Annotated in this window: 13 protein-coding genes; 7 read left to right on the forward strand and 6 right to left on the reverse strand. The window is 72.9% G+C overall.

The window, feature by feature from the left end:
- Positions 1-36 precede the first annotated feature (36 nt).
- Both Pen02_RS09615 and Pen02_RS09620 read right to left on the reverse strand, forming a co-directional pair.
- The gene (locus Pen02_RS09615; RefSeq protein ID WP_203865599.1) at positions 37-1,056 is read right to left on the reverse strand and encodes an NAD-dependent epimerase/dehydratase family protein; all 1,020 of its coding nucleotides are present in this window, start codon (positions 1,054-1,056) and stop codon (positions 37-39) included.
- Positions 1,050-2,360: an aspartate aminotransferase family protein gene (locus Pen02_RS09620; RefSeq protein ID WP_239140430.1), complete on the reverse strand. Its 1,311-nt coding sequence runs from the start codon at positions 2,358-2,360 to the stop codon at positions 1,050-1,052. Before Pen02_RS09620 ends, Pen02_RS09615 begins: the two co-directional genes overlap by 7 nt.
- Positions 2,361-2,637: 277 nt before the next feature.
- Here Pen02_RS09620 and Pen02_RS09625 point away from each other — a divergent pair, with 277 nt between their 5' ends.
- The 3 genes from Pen02_RS09625 to Pen02_RS09635 all read left to right on the forward strand — a co-directional run bounded on the left by Pen02_RS09625 (position 2,638) and on the right by Pen02_RS09635 (position 5,253).
- Positions 2,638-3,639 (forward strand): glycosyltransferase family 2 protein, encoded by a 1,002-nt coding sequence (locus tag Pen02_RS09625; protein ID WP_203865601.1) that lies wholly within the window; start codon positions 2,638-2,640, stop codon positions 3,637-3,639.
- A complete protein-coding gene (locus Pen02_RS09630; protein ID WP_239140359.1) occupies positions 3,636-4,352 on the forward strand; it encodes a polysaccharide deacetylase family protein in 717 nt (238 codons plus the stop codon). The genes Pen02_RS09625 and Pen02_RS09630 overlap by 4 nt, the downstream gene beginning before the upstream one ends.
- Before the next feature lie 94 nt (positions 4,353-4,446).
- A complete protein-coding gene (locus Pen02_RS09635; protein ID WP_203865602.1) occupies positions 4,447-5,253 on the forward strand; it encodes an AfsR/SARP family transcriptional regulator in 807 nt (268 codons plus the stop codon).
- Here the strand turns inward: Pen02_RS09635 and Pen02_RS09640 are convergent.
- The 3 genes from Pen02_RS09640 to Pen02_RS41670 all read right to left on the reverse strand — a co-directional run bounded on the left by Pen02_RS09640 (position 5,213) and on the right by Pen02_RS41670 (position 8,164).
- Complete coding sequence (locus Pen02_RS09640) at positions 5,213-5,893, reverse strand: class I SAM-dependent methyltransferase (protein ID WP_239140361.1); 681 nt, start codon at positions 5,891-5,893, stop codon at positions 5,213-5,215. The genes Pen02_RS09635 and Pen02_RS09640 overlap by 41 nt on opposite strands.
- A 166-nt stretch (positions 5,894-6,059) precedes the next feature.
- Positions 6,060-7,127, reverse strand: coding sequence for a lysylphosphatidylglycerol synthase domain-containing protein (locus Pen02_RS41665; RefSeq protein WP_239140363.1), 1,068 nt, complete (start codon positions 7,125-7,127; stop codon positions 6,060-6,062).
- On the reverse strand, positions 7,124-8,164 hold the full coding sequence (locus Pen02_RS41670; protein WP_239140365.1) for a glycosyltransferase family 2 protein: 1,041 nt from the start codon (positions 8,162-8,164) through the stop codon (positions 7,124-7,126). The genes Pen02_RS41665 and Pen02_RS41670 overlap by 4 nt, the downstream gene beginning before the upstream one ends.
- Positions 8,165-8,455: 291 nt before the next feature.
- On the opposite strand from Pen02_RS41670, the gene Pen02_RS09650 reads away from it, so the two are divergent.
- Positions 8,456-9,595, forward strand: a complete 1,140-nt coding sequence (locus tag Pen02_RS09650; RefSeq protein WP_203865603.1) for a serine hydrolase domain-containing protein — start codon at positions 8,456-8,458, stop codon at positions 9,593-9,595.
- Between the two features lie 242 nt (positions 9,596-9,837).
- On the opposite strand, the gene Pen02_RS09655 is transcribed toward Pen02_RS09650, so the two are convergent.
- Entirely contained in the window at positions 9,838-13,098 is a 3,261-nt protein-coding gene (locus Pen02_RS09655) for an AfsR/SARP family transcriptional regulator (RefSeq protein WP_203865604.1), read from the reverse strand.
- 194 nt (positions 13,099-13,292) lie between these two features.
- Here Pen02_RS09655 and Pen02_RS09660 point away from each other — a divergent pair, with 194 nt between their 5' ends.
- From Pen02_RS09660 to Pen02_RS09670, 3 genes are all read left to right on the forward strand, one after another.
- A complete protein-coding gene (locus tag Pen02_RS09660) occupies positions 13,293-14,600 on the forward strand; it encodes an SGNH/GDSL hydrolase family protein (protein WP_239140367.1) in 1,308 nt (435 codons plus the stop codon).
- Entirely contained in the window at positions 14,597-14,971 is a 375-nt protein-coding gene (locus Pen02_RS09665) for a DUF1801 domain-containing protein (RefSeq protein ID WP_203865606.1), read from the forward strand. Before Pen02_RS09660 ends, Pen02_RS09665 begins: the two co-directional genes overlap by 4 nt.
- 433 nt (positions 14,972-15,404) lie before the next feature.
- Positions 15,405-15,842, forward strand: coding sequence for a DUF2637 domain-containing protein (locus tag Pen02_RS09670; RefSeq protein ID WP_203865607.1), 438 nt, complete (start codon positions 15,405-15,407; stop codon positions 15,840-15,842).
- The last annotated feature ends 193 nt before the right edge of the window (positions 15,843-16,035 follow it).

Here is a 16,035-nt window from a genome sequence, read left to right on the forward strand (position 1 = left end):
TCGACTCCGATCGATTGAAGACACCTACGACTCCGATCAGAAGAAGATCTTCGCGAGGGAGAGCACGCCCTGCCGCCACGGGTCACGGCTGGTCCGCCCACCCCGTCCCGGCCGCGCCCGGTGGCGTTCCGCGCGCCACCACTCGTACGTGCGCAGGATGGCGTCCTCGTTGGACAACTTGGGGGCGAAGCCGAGCCGCTCGACGGCCTTGTCGATGCTGACGTAGGAGTCGTGCCGGAGTTTGTGCAGCAGCCGCCCGTAGACCGGGGAGAGCCGGCTGCGTTCCAGCAACTCCAGGGTGAACAGCGCCGGCCGGGCGGGTACCCCGACCACCCGCCTGCCGTGCCCGGCGGCGTCCAGCACCGCCTGGAAGTCCTCGCGCAGCGTACGGAACCGCTCGGCGGCGAGGTTGTAGGTGTCGTTCGCCAACTCGTCCGGTGCGGTGAGCACGGTCATCACCGCGTCCACCAGGTCGTCGACGGCGAACATCTGGATCCGCACGTCGCCCCGGCCGAGCACCGGGAAGTTCCGGCCCTCCTCGGCCCACTCGAACAGCATCGCGAACAGCCCCATCCGGCCCGGTCCGAGGAAGGTCTTCGGCCGCAGGATCGCCACCGGCAGCCCACCGGCCCGGTACCGTTCGGCGGTCTCCTCGGCCGTCGCCTTGGCCGCGCTGTACGTGTCGACCGGCTCCCGGGGGTGCTCCTCCGGCGTCGGCACCTGCCGGGGCAGCCCGTAGACGGCGGTGGACGAGACGTGCAGTACCCGGTCGACCCGGGCCTTCCGGGCCGCCCGCAGCACGTTCTCCGTCCCGTCGACGATGATCGAGCGGATCTCGGCGGCCGGATAGCTGGGCAGCGCCGCCGCGCAGTGCAGCAGTGCCGTCGCCCCGGAGGTGGCCCGGTCCATCACCGCCGGGTCGCGGATGTCGCCGACCACGGTGACGCCGGCTTCGGCCCGCAGGTCCACCCCGCGCACCTCGTGCCCGTCGGCGGTGAGCCGCTCGACCAGCCGGGAGCCGAGCATCCCGGCGGCCCCGGTCACGGTGATCACCACAGTGAACCCACCTTCTGTGCGACGAACCGGGTGACCAGCTTGTTGAGGCCCTGGTCGAGCACCTCGCCGAGCGCGTCGGTGGCCCGCTGCACGTCGGCCGGGTCGGTGACCAGGGACGGGCCGAGAATCAGTGGGTTACGGCCGTTGAGGGTGTAGTAGGTGAAGATGTCGTGGTCGCGGTAGAGCGCCTGGATCACCGCGCAGGTGACCAGCTTCGCCTTGAACCTCGGGTCCCGGGCCATCCCGCTGGGGGCGAGCCGGGCGACCAGGTCGAGGATCTTCGGCCCGCCGTCGATCTGTACGCCCCAGAGCGCGCCCGCCCCGGCGACCCGACCGACCGCGTCCGGGAACTCCTTGGCCAGCCGCTTCAGCGCCGGCTCCAGCACCCGCTCCAACTCGCGGGCGCGCGCCGGGTAGTCGTCCTCCACCACGATGTTGATCGCCTCGAGCGCGGTGACGCACTCCTCGCCCATGCCGTAGTAGGTGGTACTCGTGCTCTGCAGAAGCGCGTCGGTCAGGTTGTCGTACGCCTTGCGGAAGACCTTTTCCCGCGCGACGAATGCAGAAATCGATGACTTCCCGCCGCCGAATGACTTCGATGTGGTAAGGACGTCGGGCACCAGACCCGGATACCTCATGAAGTAGAAGAGGCTGCCGGTCTTACCCCACCCGGTGTAGATCTCGTCGAATATGAGCACGATGTCGTGCCGGTCACACAGCTCGCGAATGCCGCGCAGGAAGTCTTCGTCGCACCACGTGACCGTCGAGGCGCTGAACGGCTCGACGACAAGAGCGTAGACGTCGCCGGGGTGCGCGGCGATGGCCTCGCGGACGGAGTCCAGATTCCCATAGGTAAATGGAACTATGCCGGGAATGGTGGGAAAGTCGAACGATGGTTGACCGGTCAGCCCACCCGATCCGAGCAGCTTTCCGTGGAACCCGCAGTCGGCCCGCAGGATCGTCCCGCGCCGCCCGCCGTGGTACTTGTACGCCAGCTTCACCGCCCCCTCGACCGCCTCCGCACCCGAGTTGGGCAGGAAGGACATCTGCAGGTCAGCGGGGAGAAGCTGGGCCAGGTTGTGGCCGAGCGCCGCCAGGTACGGCGAGAAGTACGTCTTGTGCACCTCCATCCGCCGCTGCTCCGCGAACCGTTGCCGGGCCGCCAGGATGCGCGGATGGTTGTGGCCGTGGTTGAGTACGCCGACACCGCCGGTGAGGTCGAGGACACGGCGGCCGTCACGCAGCACCAGGTACGCGCCTTCGGCGTGGTCGACCAATTCCCGGCCGAACCCGAACGAGGTCATCAGGCTGACCTGGCTCGCGTTGACGTAACGACGATAGAGGTCGTGCACCTCGCGTACGGTGAGTCGATCGCAATCGGACAGGCTGACCAGATTGGGCATGCCGTGACGCTATCGATTGCTACGGGATCTTCTCTGGATCGGTGCTGTACGCAACCTTGACTACCCAAGGCAACGCTTGCCAGTGGAGAAGCGACTGGATAGCTTGGTCGCGACGGAGTAGATCTCGGAATGTCAATGTCCCGGACAGTTGTCCCGCGTAGCCGCTGAGGTGCTGCACATGTCGCCGACCGTGTCGGTCATCATCCCCGTACACAACGGTTCGAAGACTCTACGCGCGTGCCTGGCGGCCGTCTACGCGCAGCGACACCCGGTGACCGAGGTGATCGTCGTCGACGACGCCAGCACCGACGACACCCGCGAGATCGCCGCCGAGTTCCCGTGCCGACTACTGGTCACCGACACGAACGCCGGGCCGGCCGCCGCCCGCAACCGGGGCATCGCGGCCAGCACCGGCGAGCTGCTCTTCTTCCTCGACTCCGACTGCGCGCCCGAGCCCGACGCCCTGGGCAACGCCCTGGCGATCCTCACCGCGCAGCCGGACGTCGCCTGCGTACACGGCATCTACTCGCTCCGGCCGCTGCACGACGACGGGCCGGTCGAGGCGTACCGGCTGCTGCACGGGCACTACTGGCGGCTGCGCAACGTCGGGCGGGTCCGGACCACCCTCTTCGCGGTCTGCCTCATCCGCCGGGCGGTCTTCACCGACGTCGGCGGATTCGACGAGCGGCTGCGGGCCTCCGAGGACGTCGAGATCGGCGACCGGATGGGCGACCGGTACGGCATCGTGCTCACCGACACCGTGGTCTGCCGGCACGACGACGACAGCCACCTGGGCCGGCTGCTGCGCAAGCAGTTCAGCCGCTCCCAGCTCCTCGTCCCGGTCGCCCTCGCCGAGCGGGGGCCGGCCGGCATCCGGGCCAACAGCCCGGCCGGGCTGCTCACCGCCGCACTGGTGCCGACGACCCTGCCACTCGGCCTCTACACACCCGGACTGTTACTGGTCCCGCTCGGCCTGCTGGCCCTCTTCGCCGCCGCCGACCCGGGACTGCTCCGTTTCGTGCTCCGCCAGCGCGGCGCCGGCTTCGCCGTCTTCTTCTACGCCGTGCACCTGCTGGTCCAGTTGACCGTCGTCGCCGGTGCCGTGGTCGGCGGGCTGCGGCACCTGGTGGACCGGGACTTCGGCCCGGCCCGGCTGCCCGCCGCGAAACCGCTCCGATGAACGCGGAGCCGGGCGCCGGACGGATCTCCTGGCCGTACCTGTCGGCCCAGGCCCTGCACTACCTGCTGTTCGCGCTCCGGGCCCAGCAGTTCGCCACCCGCCGGCCGATGCTCGGCGACGGCAACCGGCCGGTCTTCGGCGTACCCGGACACAGCGTGGCGCTGACCATCGACGACGGGCCGCATCCCGAGTGGACGCCCCGGATGCTGGACCTGCTCGACCGGCACTCGGTCCGGGCCACCTTCTTCCTGATCGGCGCCAGGGTGGCCGAGCACCCCGGGCTGGCCCGCCGGATCCACGACGCCGGGCACCTGGTCGGCAACCACTCCATGTCGCACCCGCAGCCCTTCGCGGCGCTGCCACCGGACCGACTGCACGCCGAGATCGGGCAGGCGCAGCGGCGCATCGAGGACGCGGTCGGGTTCTCGCCCCGGCTGTTCCGGGCGCCGGGCGGCAACTGGTCGCCGACGGTACTGCGGGCCACCGCCGACCTCGGCCTGGTGCCGGTGGACTGGACGGTCAACCCCAGCGACTGGCGCAGCCCCGGCGTGCACCGGATCGTCCGGCGGCTGTCCCGGAGCCGCCCCGGGCACGTCCTGCTCTGCCACGACGGCGGCGGTGACCGGTCGCAGACCGTGGCGGCCCTGGAGACCGTACTGCCCCGGTTGCTCGACCGGGGACTGCGGTTCGTCGTACCCGCTGCCGAGCGGTAGGGGACGACGTGCCGATCTGTCGTACGACGACGCCGGGCAGTGCCGCCCGGCCGTGCGGGGGGAAGCCGCGATGCCTGTCTAGGGGGAAGCGAAGATGCCGGAAGACGACCTGATGATCCTGCTCCTCGGCCCGATCCGGGCCGAACGGGGCGGTACCAACCTCTATCTGGGCACGCCCCGGCAACGGGAGGTGCTCGCCGTGCTGGCCCTGCGCTGCGGAATGGTGATGTCGGTGCCGCAGATCGTCGACGCGATCTGGAACGGACGCCGGCCCGACTCGGTGGAGAACATGGTGCACACCTACATCGGCCGGCTGCGCCGGGTGCTGGAACATCCCGGCCGGCCGCCGGCGCTCGCCCGGGTACTCCGGTCCACCCGTCCCGGGTACACCCTCGACCTGCCGTCGAACGTCGTCGACATCACCCGGTTCGAACACGACGTGAAGGTCGCCCGGGCGGCCCGGGCCCAGGGCGACCTGTGCCGAGCCCTCGACTCCTTCCAGGTGGCGCTGGCCCGCTGGTCCGGCCTGGCCCTCCAGGAGGCGACCGGACCACTGGCCGAGGCGGAACGGATCCGGCTCACCGAGCTGCGTCAGGACGCCGTGGAGGAGGCCACCGGGGTACGCCTGCTGCTCGGCGACGTCGAGAACCTGGTCTCCGAACTGCGCTGCATGCTCGCCGAACAACCGATGCGGGAACGGCTCTGGGAACTGCTGCTGGTCGTACTCGGCCAGACCTCGCGGCGGGCCGAGGCACTCACCGCCTTCGAGGACGCCCGGATCACCCTGGCCGACCGGCTCGGGGTGGAGCCGGGGCACCGGCTCCAGGACCTGCACCGGCGACTGCTGCGCAGCGAGCCGGTCACGGTACGGCCGTGGTGGGAGCGGCGGGTCCGGGTCTGACCCTCGCGGCCGGATCGGCGGCGCGACCCGGCCCACCAGTCGGCTCGGCGGGATCCCACCCGACGGATCCGTCCCGTGCCCGGCCATCGACCCGCTCGGCGTCGTCCGGGCGGGTGAGCACGAAGAAGGCGACAGCAGGACCGTCCCCGAGGCGCGCGGGGACCTCCTCGGTGACCGAGAGGCCACAGGTCCGGATCACCCGGACGAACTCCTCGGCCCGGGTCACGTCGTAGATCTGCACCACGATCCGACCGCGCGGCGTGAGCATCGCGGGCAGCCGGCGCAGCAGCGCGGCGGACTCGTCCTCGGTCAGGTAGTAGATGACCTCACGGAGCAGGATCGCGTCGTACCGCTCCGCCGTGTCGAAGGTCCGGATGTCGGCCACCTCGAACGACGTGTCCGGCCGGCCGAGCGCCCGGGCCGCCTCGATCGCCCGGGAACTGAGATCGACGCCGTGGTAGTGCCGGTAGCGGCCGGGCGCCAGCGGCAGGTTGACGCTGGTGCCGCAACCCAGGTCCAGGATCGCCGGCCGGGGCGCCCAGGTCTCGATCAGCGACAGCGGCATCTCGCCGTCGGACATGCCGTCGAGATAGCGCCAGAACCCCAACCGGTACTGCGCGTTCCACCACACGCTGTTCATTCTGGGATTGGACCGGATCAGCACCCGGACGGGAATTCGGAACAGATGTGCCACCGCACGGAGGAATGCATTGGTCATGGTGTCACCGACGTTTCTCGACTAGGAATGGCACCGTGGACGTTGCGGGAACGGGCTACCGGGGCGGCGTGTCATCGGGCGACGGCAATTACCCGGTCGCGCCGGTCAGCGCGGGGTCGGCGCCCCGACGGAGGCCGAGCCGGCGCCGGTGCACGTACTCGGCGATGGCCAGCCCGCCGGCACCGACCGCCACCTCGCTGAGCGCGCAGACCAGCCGGCTGGTCAGCACCACCGGGGCGGCCACCGCCACCGGCATCACGGTGGCCAGCCCGACCATCAGCACCGCCTCCCGTACCCCGAGCCCGTCCGGGACGACCATGACCAGCAGCCCGGCCACGGTCGCGGCGGCGAAGCCGGCAACACAGACCAGATAGGAACGCAGCGGCGGGGCACCGGCCGTCACCGCCAGCAGCCACAGGTGGTGCCCGGAGATCACCCAGGACAGCGACTGGGTGGTGATCGCCCGCCGGATACCGACCCGGGACGCGCTGACCTGCGGCGGTGGCCGCCGGAGCAGTCGTGCCGACGCGGCGAGCGCCCGGTTGAGCAGCTCCGGACGGACGAAGAGGGCGACCAGCGGCAGTACGGCGAGCAGCATCCACCCGGCCGTCCCGCCCAGCATCGCCGGCCCGGCGGCGAGCCCGACGGTCATCCCGGTCAGCGCCACCACCGCCCAACTGAGCAGGAAGACCCCGGCCAGCCGGACGGCCCCGACGTTGATCTCCTTGCCCATCCTGAGCAGCACCGGCAGCGCGACGAACCGGCCCGGGACGAACTTGGCGAGGAAACCGACGAAGAACAGCCGGGCGGCGGTCCACCGGTCCACCGCCGCGCCGAGGTCGACGAAGAGCGCCTGCCAGGAGTGGTACCCGAGCAGCAGCCCGACCGAGTTGATCAGCAGCGCGCCGGCCAGTACCAGTCCGACCTGGACCGGGTCGAGCCGTCGCGCCAGCTCCCGTACCGGGGCCCAGTCCTGGTCCCGCAGGAACAGCACCAGCCCGGTGGTGAGCGCCAGCACGAAGACCACGACCAGTAGCTGGTTGAGCCGCCGCCATCCGTCGGGGTGCCGCTGGATCAGCCGCCGGACCCCGTCGACGACCCGCCCCGCGAACCCGATCACACCCGCCGGACCGGTCCCGTCCGTCGGCCGGGTCACCGGGTCGACTCCGGGGACATCGCGGCGACCCGGCCGGTCCGGGACCGGCGGAGCAGCGCCCGGCCCAGCCCGAGCGCCAGCCCGGCGAACTCGGTCAGGTGGGTCAGGAACCGCATCACCGTGGCGAACAGCAGGAAGCCCGGCCCGCGCTGCCGCAGCGCGAAACCCAGCAACGCCCGGTCCGCGACCAGGAAGGCGGCCAGCCCGGCCAGCGGTACGGCCAGCAGCCAGGGCGACCAGCCGGCCAGCGGCAGGCCGGTCACCGCGAGCGCGCTGCCCAGCAACCCGACGACCGACCCGAGGTCGATCCGGTGCGGCGCCCGCCGCTGCGCGGACTCCGGCCCGGCGGGTGTCGGGGCCGGCGCCCAGCGCGCCGCGACGACCGCCCCGGCGTACGTCCGGGCTCGGCGGAAGTGCTCCGACAGGTACGGCCACAGCCGGTCCACGTCGTCGTGCCGGCCCACCACCCGATCGCTGGTACGGATCTCGTACGACGCCGGCAGGCGGGTGCCGAACTCGACGTCCTCCGCGTCGCGCAGCCGTTCGTCGAAGCCGCCGACCAGGGTGAACACCTCCCGGGGTACGGCGGTCAGCGCGAACATGGTGGTCGCGGTGACCCCGACGTCGCGCCGCCGCCAGAAGTGTTCGAAGAGCAGCTTGTAGGACTCCACCGGCCCGTCCGGGAAGAGCGGCGTCAGGTCGTAGATCCCCTGTAGCACCCCGCAGCCGGGGTGCGCCCGCAGTTCCGCGACCGCGCCGGCCAGCGCGTCGGGAGCGAGCGCGATGTCGGAGTCGACGAAGAACAGCAGGTCGCCGCCGGCCCGGTCGGCACCGGCGTTCCGGGCCGCCGAGACGCCCCGGTTCTCCGGGAACGCCAGCACGGTGCAGGGGAACTCGGCCGCGATCTGCCGGGACCGGTCGGTACTCGCGTCGTCGACGACGATCACCTCGGCCGCCGGGCTGGTCTGGGCGTAGATCGCCGTGAGACAGGCCCGGAGAGTCTTTTCCTTGTTGTAGTTCGGAACGATGACCGACACCCGGGACAATTGCGGGCCGACGGTGTTGTCGACTGGGGACAATGCGCCGGGTCACCCCCTTTTCCACTCGTGCCGGTAAACGGTAGCAACCGGCGTGGCGCATTTTCTGGAGCCGGCCTGGATTACCGAGTGCGACGGCGGTGGCCGGCCCGGCGCCGGGCAACGGTAAACAAACCGTAAGTCGCCCTCGGCACAGTGGTCCGGTCGCAGCGCGGCGCGACGGGACACGGCGCCGCGCGCGGCCGGGACCGCCACCGGTGCGGCCGGCAAGCCGAGAGAGGAAAGTACGCCATGGAGCAGCTTCAGAAGCAGGTGCAGGACGTCGCCGACCAACTCGTCGAGTCCGGTGCCGAACGCGGCCTACAGGTCGCCGTCTACCGGCACGGCGCCCCGCTGGTCGACGTGGTGGCCGGGGTGGCCGACGCGACGACCGGCCGGCCGGTCACCCCGGACACCCTGTTCCACGTCACCTCGACCGGTAAGGGCGTCACCGCCACCGTGCTGCACGTCCTGGTCGAGCAGGGCCTGCTCGACTACGACACCCCGATCGCCCGGCTGTGGCCGGAGTTCGGCGCGCACGGCAAGGACGGGGTGACGGTGCGGCACGCGTTGACCCACACGGCGGGCGTACCGGCGCTTCCGGTCGACACCACCGCGGCGGACGTCTGCGACTGGGACCGGATGTGTGCCGTCGTCGCCGGGGCGACCCCGTGGTGGGAGCCGGGCACGAAGACCGGCTACCACCCGCAGTCGTTCGGCTGGCTGCTCGGCGAGGTGGTCCGCCGGGTCACCGGGGAGCCGGTCTCGCGGGTGCTCCGGGACCGGGTCGCCGGGCCGCTCGGCATGGCCGACGAGCTGTTCTTCGGCGTACCGGTGCGGGCGCGGGACCGGGTCGCCAAGCTGGAGGATCCGGCGGGCGCCCCGGAGTTGACCCCGGAGGCGATGGCGGCGATGGCCGAACAGGTGCCGTTCTTCCGGATCGTGGACGGCTGGACCGCGGCGCCACCGGCGGCCCTGCCGACGGCGGCCTACTGCAACCGGCCCGACGTGCTCGGCGCGGACATCCCGGCCGGCGCGGTGCTGACCGCCCGCGCGATCGCCCGGATGTACGCCGCGCTGCTGGCCGAGGTGGACGGCGTCCGGCTCGTTTCCGCCGCCCGACTGTCCGAGGTGACCCGTCCGGCGGTCAGCGGCACCGACGAGATCACCAGCTTCCCCGTCACCCGGGGACTCGGCTACGACATCGGCTTTCCCGGCCCGCTGGACAGCCCGACCCTGTTCGGAATGGCCGGCAGCGGCGGCACCGCCGCGTACGCGGACACCCGGACCGGAATCGTGGTGGCGGTGGCGAAGAACCGGGTGACCGCCGGTGACTACGGCAGCTTCCACCGGATCGCCGAGGTCGTCGCCGCCGCGCTGCCGGCGGACTGATCCGGGGACGGTCCCGGGCCGGCCGTCCACACCGGACTCCGGCCGGCGGCCGGCTTGAGGTGGGCTGCGAGGGCCGGCGTGCGGCCCGGGCTCGGCCGTCCACACCGGGCTGCGGCGACCCGGTCTGTGCCGTTCACAGCGGACTCCGACCGGCCCGGGGCCGGTCGGGTACACCGGACTGCGGCCGGGCCGGCCCGGCTCCCCACCCTGGACGACCGCGATCTTCTCGACCGCCGAGCGGGTCAGCCGGTGGGCGTCGGCAGCGCCCGGTCGAGCAGTTCCCGGAGCTGTTCGGGATCGAGCCGCCGGCCCTGCGCGAAGGCGCTGGCGAAGTCGGCCTCGCCCAGTCCGCTCCGGGCCGTGGCGGTCGCCCGGTCGAGGTCGCCCCGCTCGGCGGGAGTGACCGGTAGCCGCATCGACTCCCGCGCGGAGTCGGCCGCGCCGAGCAGTCGGGCGGCGTCTCCGTACCGGCCGCCGAGCGCGTACGCCCCGGCGAGCCCGGCGAGTGCCTGGGCGGTGTCCCCGGCGGCGCCGAGTTCCCGGGCCACGGCCAGCGCCGCCAGGTGCCGGGCCACGGCGGCGGCCGGATCGCCGCGCAACTCCTCGACGTAGCCGAGTTCACTGAGCACACTCGGCACGTACAGCGGGCGGCCCGTTCCGCTGTCCTGCCGATCGGCCGTGTCGAGCAGACCACGCAGGTGGGTTTCGGCGACGTCGAGGCTGCCCGCCCGGCGGGCCGCGAAGGCGAGCCCCAACTCGGCGAAGACGACCAGCAGCGGTGCGGCCTGCTCGGTGGCCAGCCGCAGGCCGCGCTGGCAGTACTCCCGCGCCTCCTGGTAGGCGCCGCGCTGCATGGCGACCCAGCCGAGCCAGGAGAGCCGGCCGGAGACATCGGCCCAGAGGTCGAGTTCCTCGGCCATCCGCAGCCCGTCGCGGTGCAGTTCGGCGGCCCGGTCGTACTCGCCGGTCAGCCCGGCGTGCGCGCCGAGCCACTCGGTGGCCTGGAGCAGGCCCCACCGGTCGCCGATCTCCCGGAACAGGTCCGCACTGCGCCGGCCGTCCCGGTCGAGCGCGGCGACGTCGCCGGTCACGTGCGCGTGCTTGGCCCGCAGGCCGAGGGTGGCCGCCACGCCCCAGCGGTCGCCGACCGCCTCGAACGCGGCGAGCACCCGGTCGAGCAGCAGACCGGTGTCGGTCACGTCGCCGAGGTCGATCTCGGCGTATCCGAGGAACCATTCGGCCCTGGCCCGGCCGGTCGGATCGTCGAGTTCGGCGTAGCCGCGCATCACCGCCGCGTGCCGGGCCGGCCAGTCCGCGACGTCGCCGCGCAGGAACAGGATGCCGGTGTGCCAGGCCGTCGCCCGGGCCCGGGCCGCCGGGGAGGACCCGCCCGGGAGCAGCAGCGCGGCGCGCAGCGAGCGTTCCGCCTCGGTCAGCCGGCCACGCAGGAACCAGTACCAGGTCAGCGCGTTGACCAGCCGCAGCGCCAGGTCGGGGTCGGGCGCCCGTAGCGTGTTGTCCAGCGCGGCCCGCAGGTTCGCCGCCTCGGCGTCCAGCCGGCGCAGCCAGCGCCGCTGGTCCGGCCCGTACAGTTCGGGCTCGGCCCGTTCGGCCAGCTCTGTGTAGTGCCGCCGGTGCCGGTCGCGGATCCGCCGGACCTCGTCGGCGTCGTGCAGCCGCTCGACGCAGTAGGCGGCCACCGACTCCAGCAGCCGGTAGCGGGGTTCGTCGCCGGCCCGCTCCGTGACCACCACCAGCGAGCGGTCGACCAGCCGGGCCAGCAGTTCGGGTACGTCCTCGGCCGGCTCGCCGTCCGACGCGCAGACCGCCTGCGCGGCGGCCAGGGTGCAGCCGTCGGCGTGCACGGCCAACCGGCGCAGTACCCGGCGTTCGGGATCGGTGAGGAGTTGCCAACTCCAGTCGATCATCGCGAGCAGGGTCTGTTGACGCGGCGGCGCACCCCGGTGACCGGTCGCCAGCAGCCGGAACCGGTCGTCGAGCCCGGCCAGCAGACCGGGTACGCCGAGCGCCCGGACCCGGGTGGCGGCCAGTTCCAGTGCCAGCGGCAACCCGTCCAGCCGCTGGCACAGGGTGGCGACGGCCGGGGCGTTGTCGGCGTCGAGCCGGAACCCGCGCGCGGCGGAGGCGGCCCGGGCCACGAAGAGCCGTACCGCCGGGGAGCGGCGTACCGTCTCGACGTCCGGGGCGTCGGCCGGCCCGGGGACCGTCAGCGGGGGTACCGGCCAGACCACCTCGCCGGCCAGGCCGAGCGGTTCCCGGCTGGTCGCCAGGATCCGCAGCCCCGGTACCGCCCGGAGCAGCCCGCCTGCCAGCTCGGCGACGGACTCGACCAGGTGCTCGCAGTTGTCCAGCACCAGCAGCAGCCGTCGGGTACGCAGGGCCCGGGTGAGCCGGTCGACCTGCGGCTCCGGCCGGCCGGCCGGGGCGGTGTCCCGGACGTCAAGCGCCGCCAGCACCATGTCGGCGAGCGGGTCCAGCACCTCCGGCGCGTCGGGACGGTGCAGCGTGGCGAGTTCGACCAGCCAGGCGCCGTCGTCCTGCTCGGCCCACGGCGCCGCGACCCGGACGGCCAGCCGGGTCTTGCCGACCCCGCCCGGGCCGGTGAGCGTGACCAGCCGCTCGCGCCGCAGCACGGTGCCCAGTTCGGCCACCGCCTCCTCGCGGCCGACCAGGTCGGTGAGCGGGGCCGGCAGGTTGCTCGTCGGCCGGTCCGCAGCACTGGCCGGGGTCGCCGGCCCGGTCAGCTCCGGATCCTGGGTGAGGATCGCCCGATGCAGGTCGACCAGGGCCGGACCGGGGTCCAGGCCCAGCTCCTCGGCAAGATGGTCGCGGAGTTCGTCGTAGCTGCGCAGCGCCTCGGCCTGCCGGCCGGACCGGTACAGCGCCCGCATGTGCAGCCCGCGCAGCCGCTCCCGGGACGGATGCTCGGCCAGCAGGCCGGCGAGTTCGGCGGCGACCGCCGCGTGCTCGCCGAGGGCGATCCGGGCCTCCGACCAGTCTTCCAGGGCGGCGAGCCGCTGCTCCGCCAGTCGCGTGGTGGTGGCCCGGGTGAACGGTTCGTCGGCGAAGTCGGCGAGGGCTGGTCCCCGCCACAGGGCCAGCGCGTCGGCGAGCAGCGCGGCCCGCTTCCCGGGCTCGGCGGTCTCCCGGGCCCGGCCGGTCAACTCGGCGAACCGGTACGCGTCGACCGCCTCGACCCGCAGCGAATAGCCGGGCGGTGGCGACACCACCAGCTCCCGCCCGCCGGGTTCGGCATCCTCCAGCGCCCGACGCAACTGCGAGACCTTCACCGACAGCGCTCCGGCCGGATTGCCCGGCGGGTTGTCGCCCCACAGGTACTCGACCAGCCGGTCGGCCGAGACCGGCCGGCCCTCGTGCACCAGCAGCGCGGCCAGCAGGGCGCGGACCTTCAACCCGGGCACCGGCACGACGGCGCCGTCGGTGGTCCACACCGCCACCGGGCCGAGCACGCCGAACCGCATGGCGGCCAGGATACGACCCCGCCGGATCACCTTCCGGCCGGTCCACCGACGGCCGTAAAGAAACCGTAAGGGGTGCTCCGCAGAGTGGGTGACGTCGACACCGGCGACGGGGCCGGCGGCATCGGATGCCGGGTCGACGACACCTCCGAGGAAAGGGCGGTTCCGTGGGATCTCCGAGAGCACGCGGTGTCGTGGTGGCCGCGATCGTGTCGGCGGCCGTACTGGCCGTACCGGTGGGCGCCGCCGGGTCGGGCGGGTCGCAGGACTGGTCGGCGGCCTGGGCGACCGGCGTGCACCACCCGGTGCCCAGCAACGACTGGGACGGGCCGAACTGGTCGGTCGACGGTTTCAACGGCGAATCGGTACGCCAGGTGGTACGGGTCAGTGCCGGCGGCTCCCGGCTGCGCGTCCGGTTCTCCCACCGGTACGGCAGCCAGCCGCTGCGGCTGACCGGTGCGACGGTCGGCAGTTCCGGTCCGGGCGCCACCGTCCGGCCCGGCACACTGCGACCGCTGACCTTTGGGCACCGGTCGTCGGTGACCGTCCCGGCCGGGGCGGAACTGGTCTCCGATCCGGTGCCGTTCGAGGTCGCGGCGCTGGACCGGGTGACCGTCACGCTCTACTTCGCCGGCTCGACCGGCCCGGCCACCTTCCACCAGGGCGGCCTCACCACCAGTTACCGGGCGGCCGGCGACCGGCGGGCCGACCCGGGCGACGCGGCGTTCGGCGGCGCCACCAGCCACTCGTGGTACTACCTGGCCGGTGTCGACGTGTCCGGCGTACCGCCACGCGCGGCGGGACGGCCCGGCGCCGGTGGTGGTCCCGCCGGTCCGTCCGGTCGGACCGGCGGGTCGCTCGGCGCGACCGGCACGGTGGTGGCGTTCGGCGACTCCCTCACCGACGGCTACGGCACCACCCCCGACGCCGACAACCGCTACCCCGACCGGTTGGCCGAGCGACTCGTCGCCCAGGGGCGCCGGCTGGGCGTGGTCAACGTCGGGATCAACGGCAACAAGCTGCTCGCCGACTCGCCCTGCTACGGCGAGCGGGGGGTGACCCGGTTCCACCGGGACGTACTCGGCCAACCGGGTGTGCGTACGGCGGTCGTCCTGATCGGCACGAACGACATCGGCGGGGGCGGCTTCCCGGACTTCGGCTGCGGCGCCTCGCCCGTGGTGACCGCCGACGAGGTCGTCGACGGGCATCGGGCGCTGGTCCGGGCCGCGCACCGGCAGGGGATCGAGGTCGTCGGTCTGACGATCCCGCCGATGAAGGGGGCGTTCGGCTACGACACCCCGGCGAACGAGGCGGTCCGGGACCGGGTGAACGAGCGGCTCCGGGCCGGTGTCGGGTACGACGCCCTGGTCGACCTGGACCGTCTGCTCGCCGATCCGACGGACCCGGACGCGCTGCGGCCGGAGTACGACGCCGGTGACCGGCTGCACGTCAACGACGCCGGGGCGGAACTGATCGCCGTCGAGGTCGCCCGGGTGCTCCGATGACCGGTCCGACGAGCGAGCCGACCAGCGGCCCGGATCTCGACGCGTACGTCCGGAGCACCTACTCGGCCGCGCACCAGGCGATCATCGGGGTGCTGCGCGACCTGATGGCCGAGACGGCACCGGGTATCCGGGAGGTGGTCTACAACGGGTCGCTCGCCTGGCGGGGTGACCGGATCGTCGCCATCATCAGCCCGAGCAAAACCCACCTCACCTTCGCCTTCGCCCGGGGTGCCGAGTTCACCGACGGGTACGGCCTGCTGGCGGGCGTGGGCAGGACCACCCGGCACGTCAAGCTCAAGAACCCGGACGCGGTGCCGCAGGACGCGCTGCGCGACTACATCCGGCAGGCGGTGGGCCTGGACGGGCGGTGAACCGCGCCGAGCAACCCCGCACGCCCGTCGGGCCAGCCGCACCACCGGCCCGGCGGGCGTCCGGCTGTCGCAGGGGCGGCCACACGTTCCGGAGCAGTCGCCGGCAGTGCGCCGGGAACCACTCGCCGAGCGGCGGGGCGTCCGGCAGTTGGCGGCAGTGTCATGGCCGCTTGCCGACAGTGTGTACGCGCCTGTTCGGCCCGCCCGGCGGCGCCGTACCGTCGTCCGGCCGGACCACCGGACCGGTGCGCCCGAAGCCACTCGGGCACCCGGTTTGTCCACCTCGGACGGTCGGCGACGGCGCCACTCGATCGGCTCGGGTACGGCCACGGAAAGCGCCCAGGACAATCCGACCGTACGACGGGACGCGCCGTCGTACCCGGGAATGATTGGCGCCAATAACCGGCGTATCTCATCCCGTGGTGGGCGACAAATGACGAGACAGTGGGAAGGCACCGAACCACCCCGCGCCGCTGCCGTGGCCCGGCTCCTCGGCGTACTCAGCGCGATCGGTGTGTTCGTCATCTACCTGGCCGGCCTGGCGGTCTCCTACCGGGCCGCGGGCGGCCTCAGCGTCGAGGTCTCCGACTCACCGGCCTGGCTCTATCCCGTCGTCGTGGTCGGTCTGGTGATCGTGGGCAGCCTCGGACTGGTCGCGGCCACCATCGACCCGCAACGCTCCTCCCGGCTCTATCCCTGGATCCTGGTCGCCATCGGCACGATCACGCAGATCGTCTTCGGCCTCGTACTGACCAAGCAGTCGCTCGACCCGCGCAACATCGCGGTGATCGTGCTGCCGCCGTTCACCGCCGCGCTCTCCATCGCGGAGTTCGCCCGCGAACTGCGCAACCTGCTCCGCCCCCAGCCCTGACCGCCCGCCCGCTCGATCGGTCGCGTTGTGCCGCCCTCCCGCCCAGTTTGTCCGGCCAGGGCAGCCGCTCGGCGTCGCCGATCCGGATGTCGGCGGCGGGCACCCGGGACCGGGCCAGCGCCACCATGCCACTCGGCGTCAGCCCGACTCATGCACCGCCGCGATACCCGGCGACGCCGCCCGGAGGGGCCTC

The organism is Plantactinospora endophytica (genome assembly GCF_016862915.1).
Taxonomy (GTDB): Bacteria; Actinomycetota; Actinomycetes; order Mycobacteriales; family Micromonosporaceae; genus Plantactinospora; species Plantactinospora endophytica.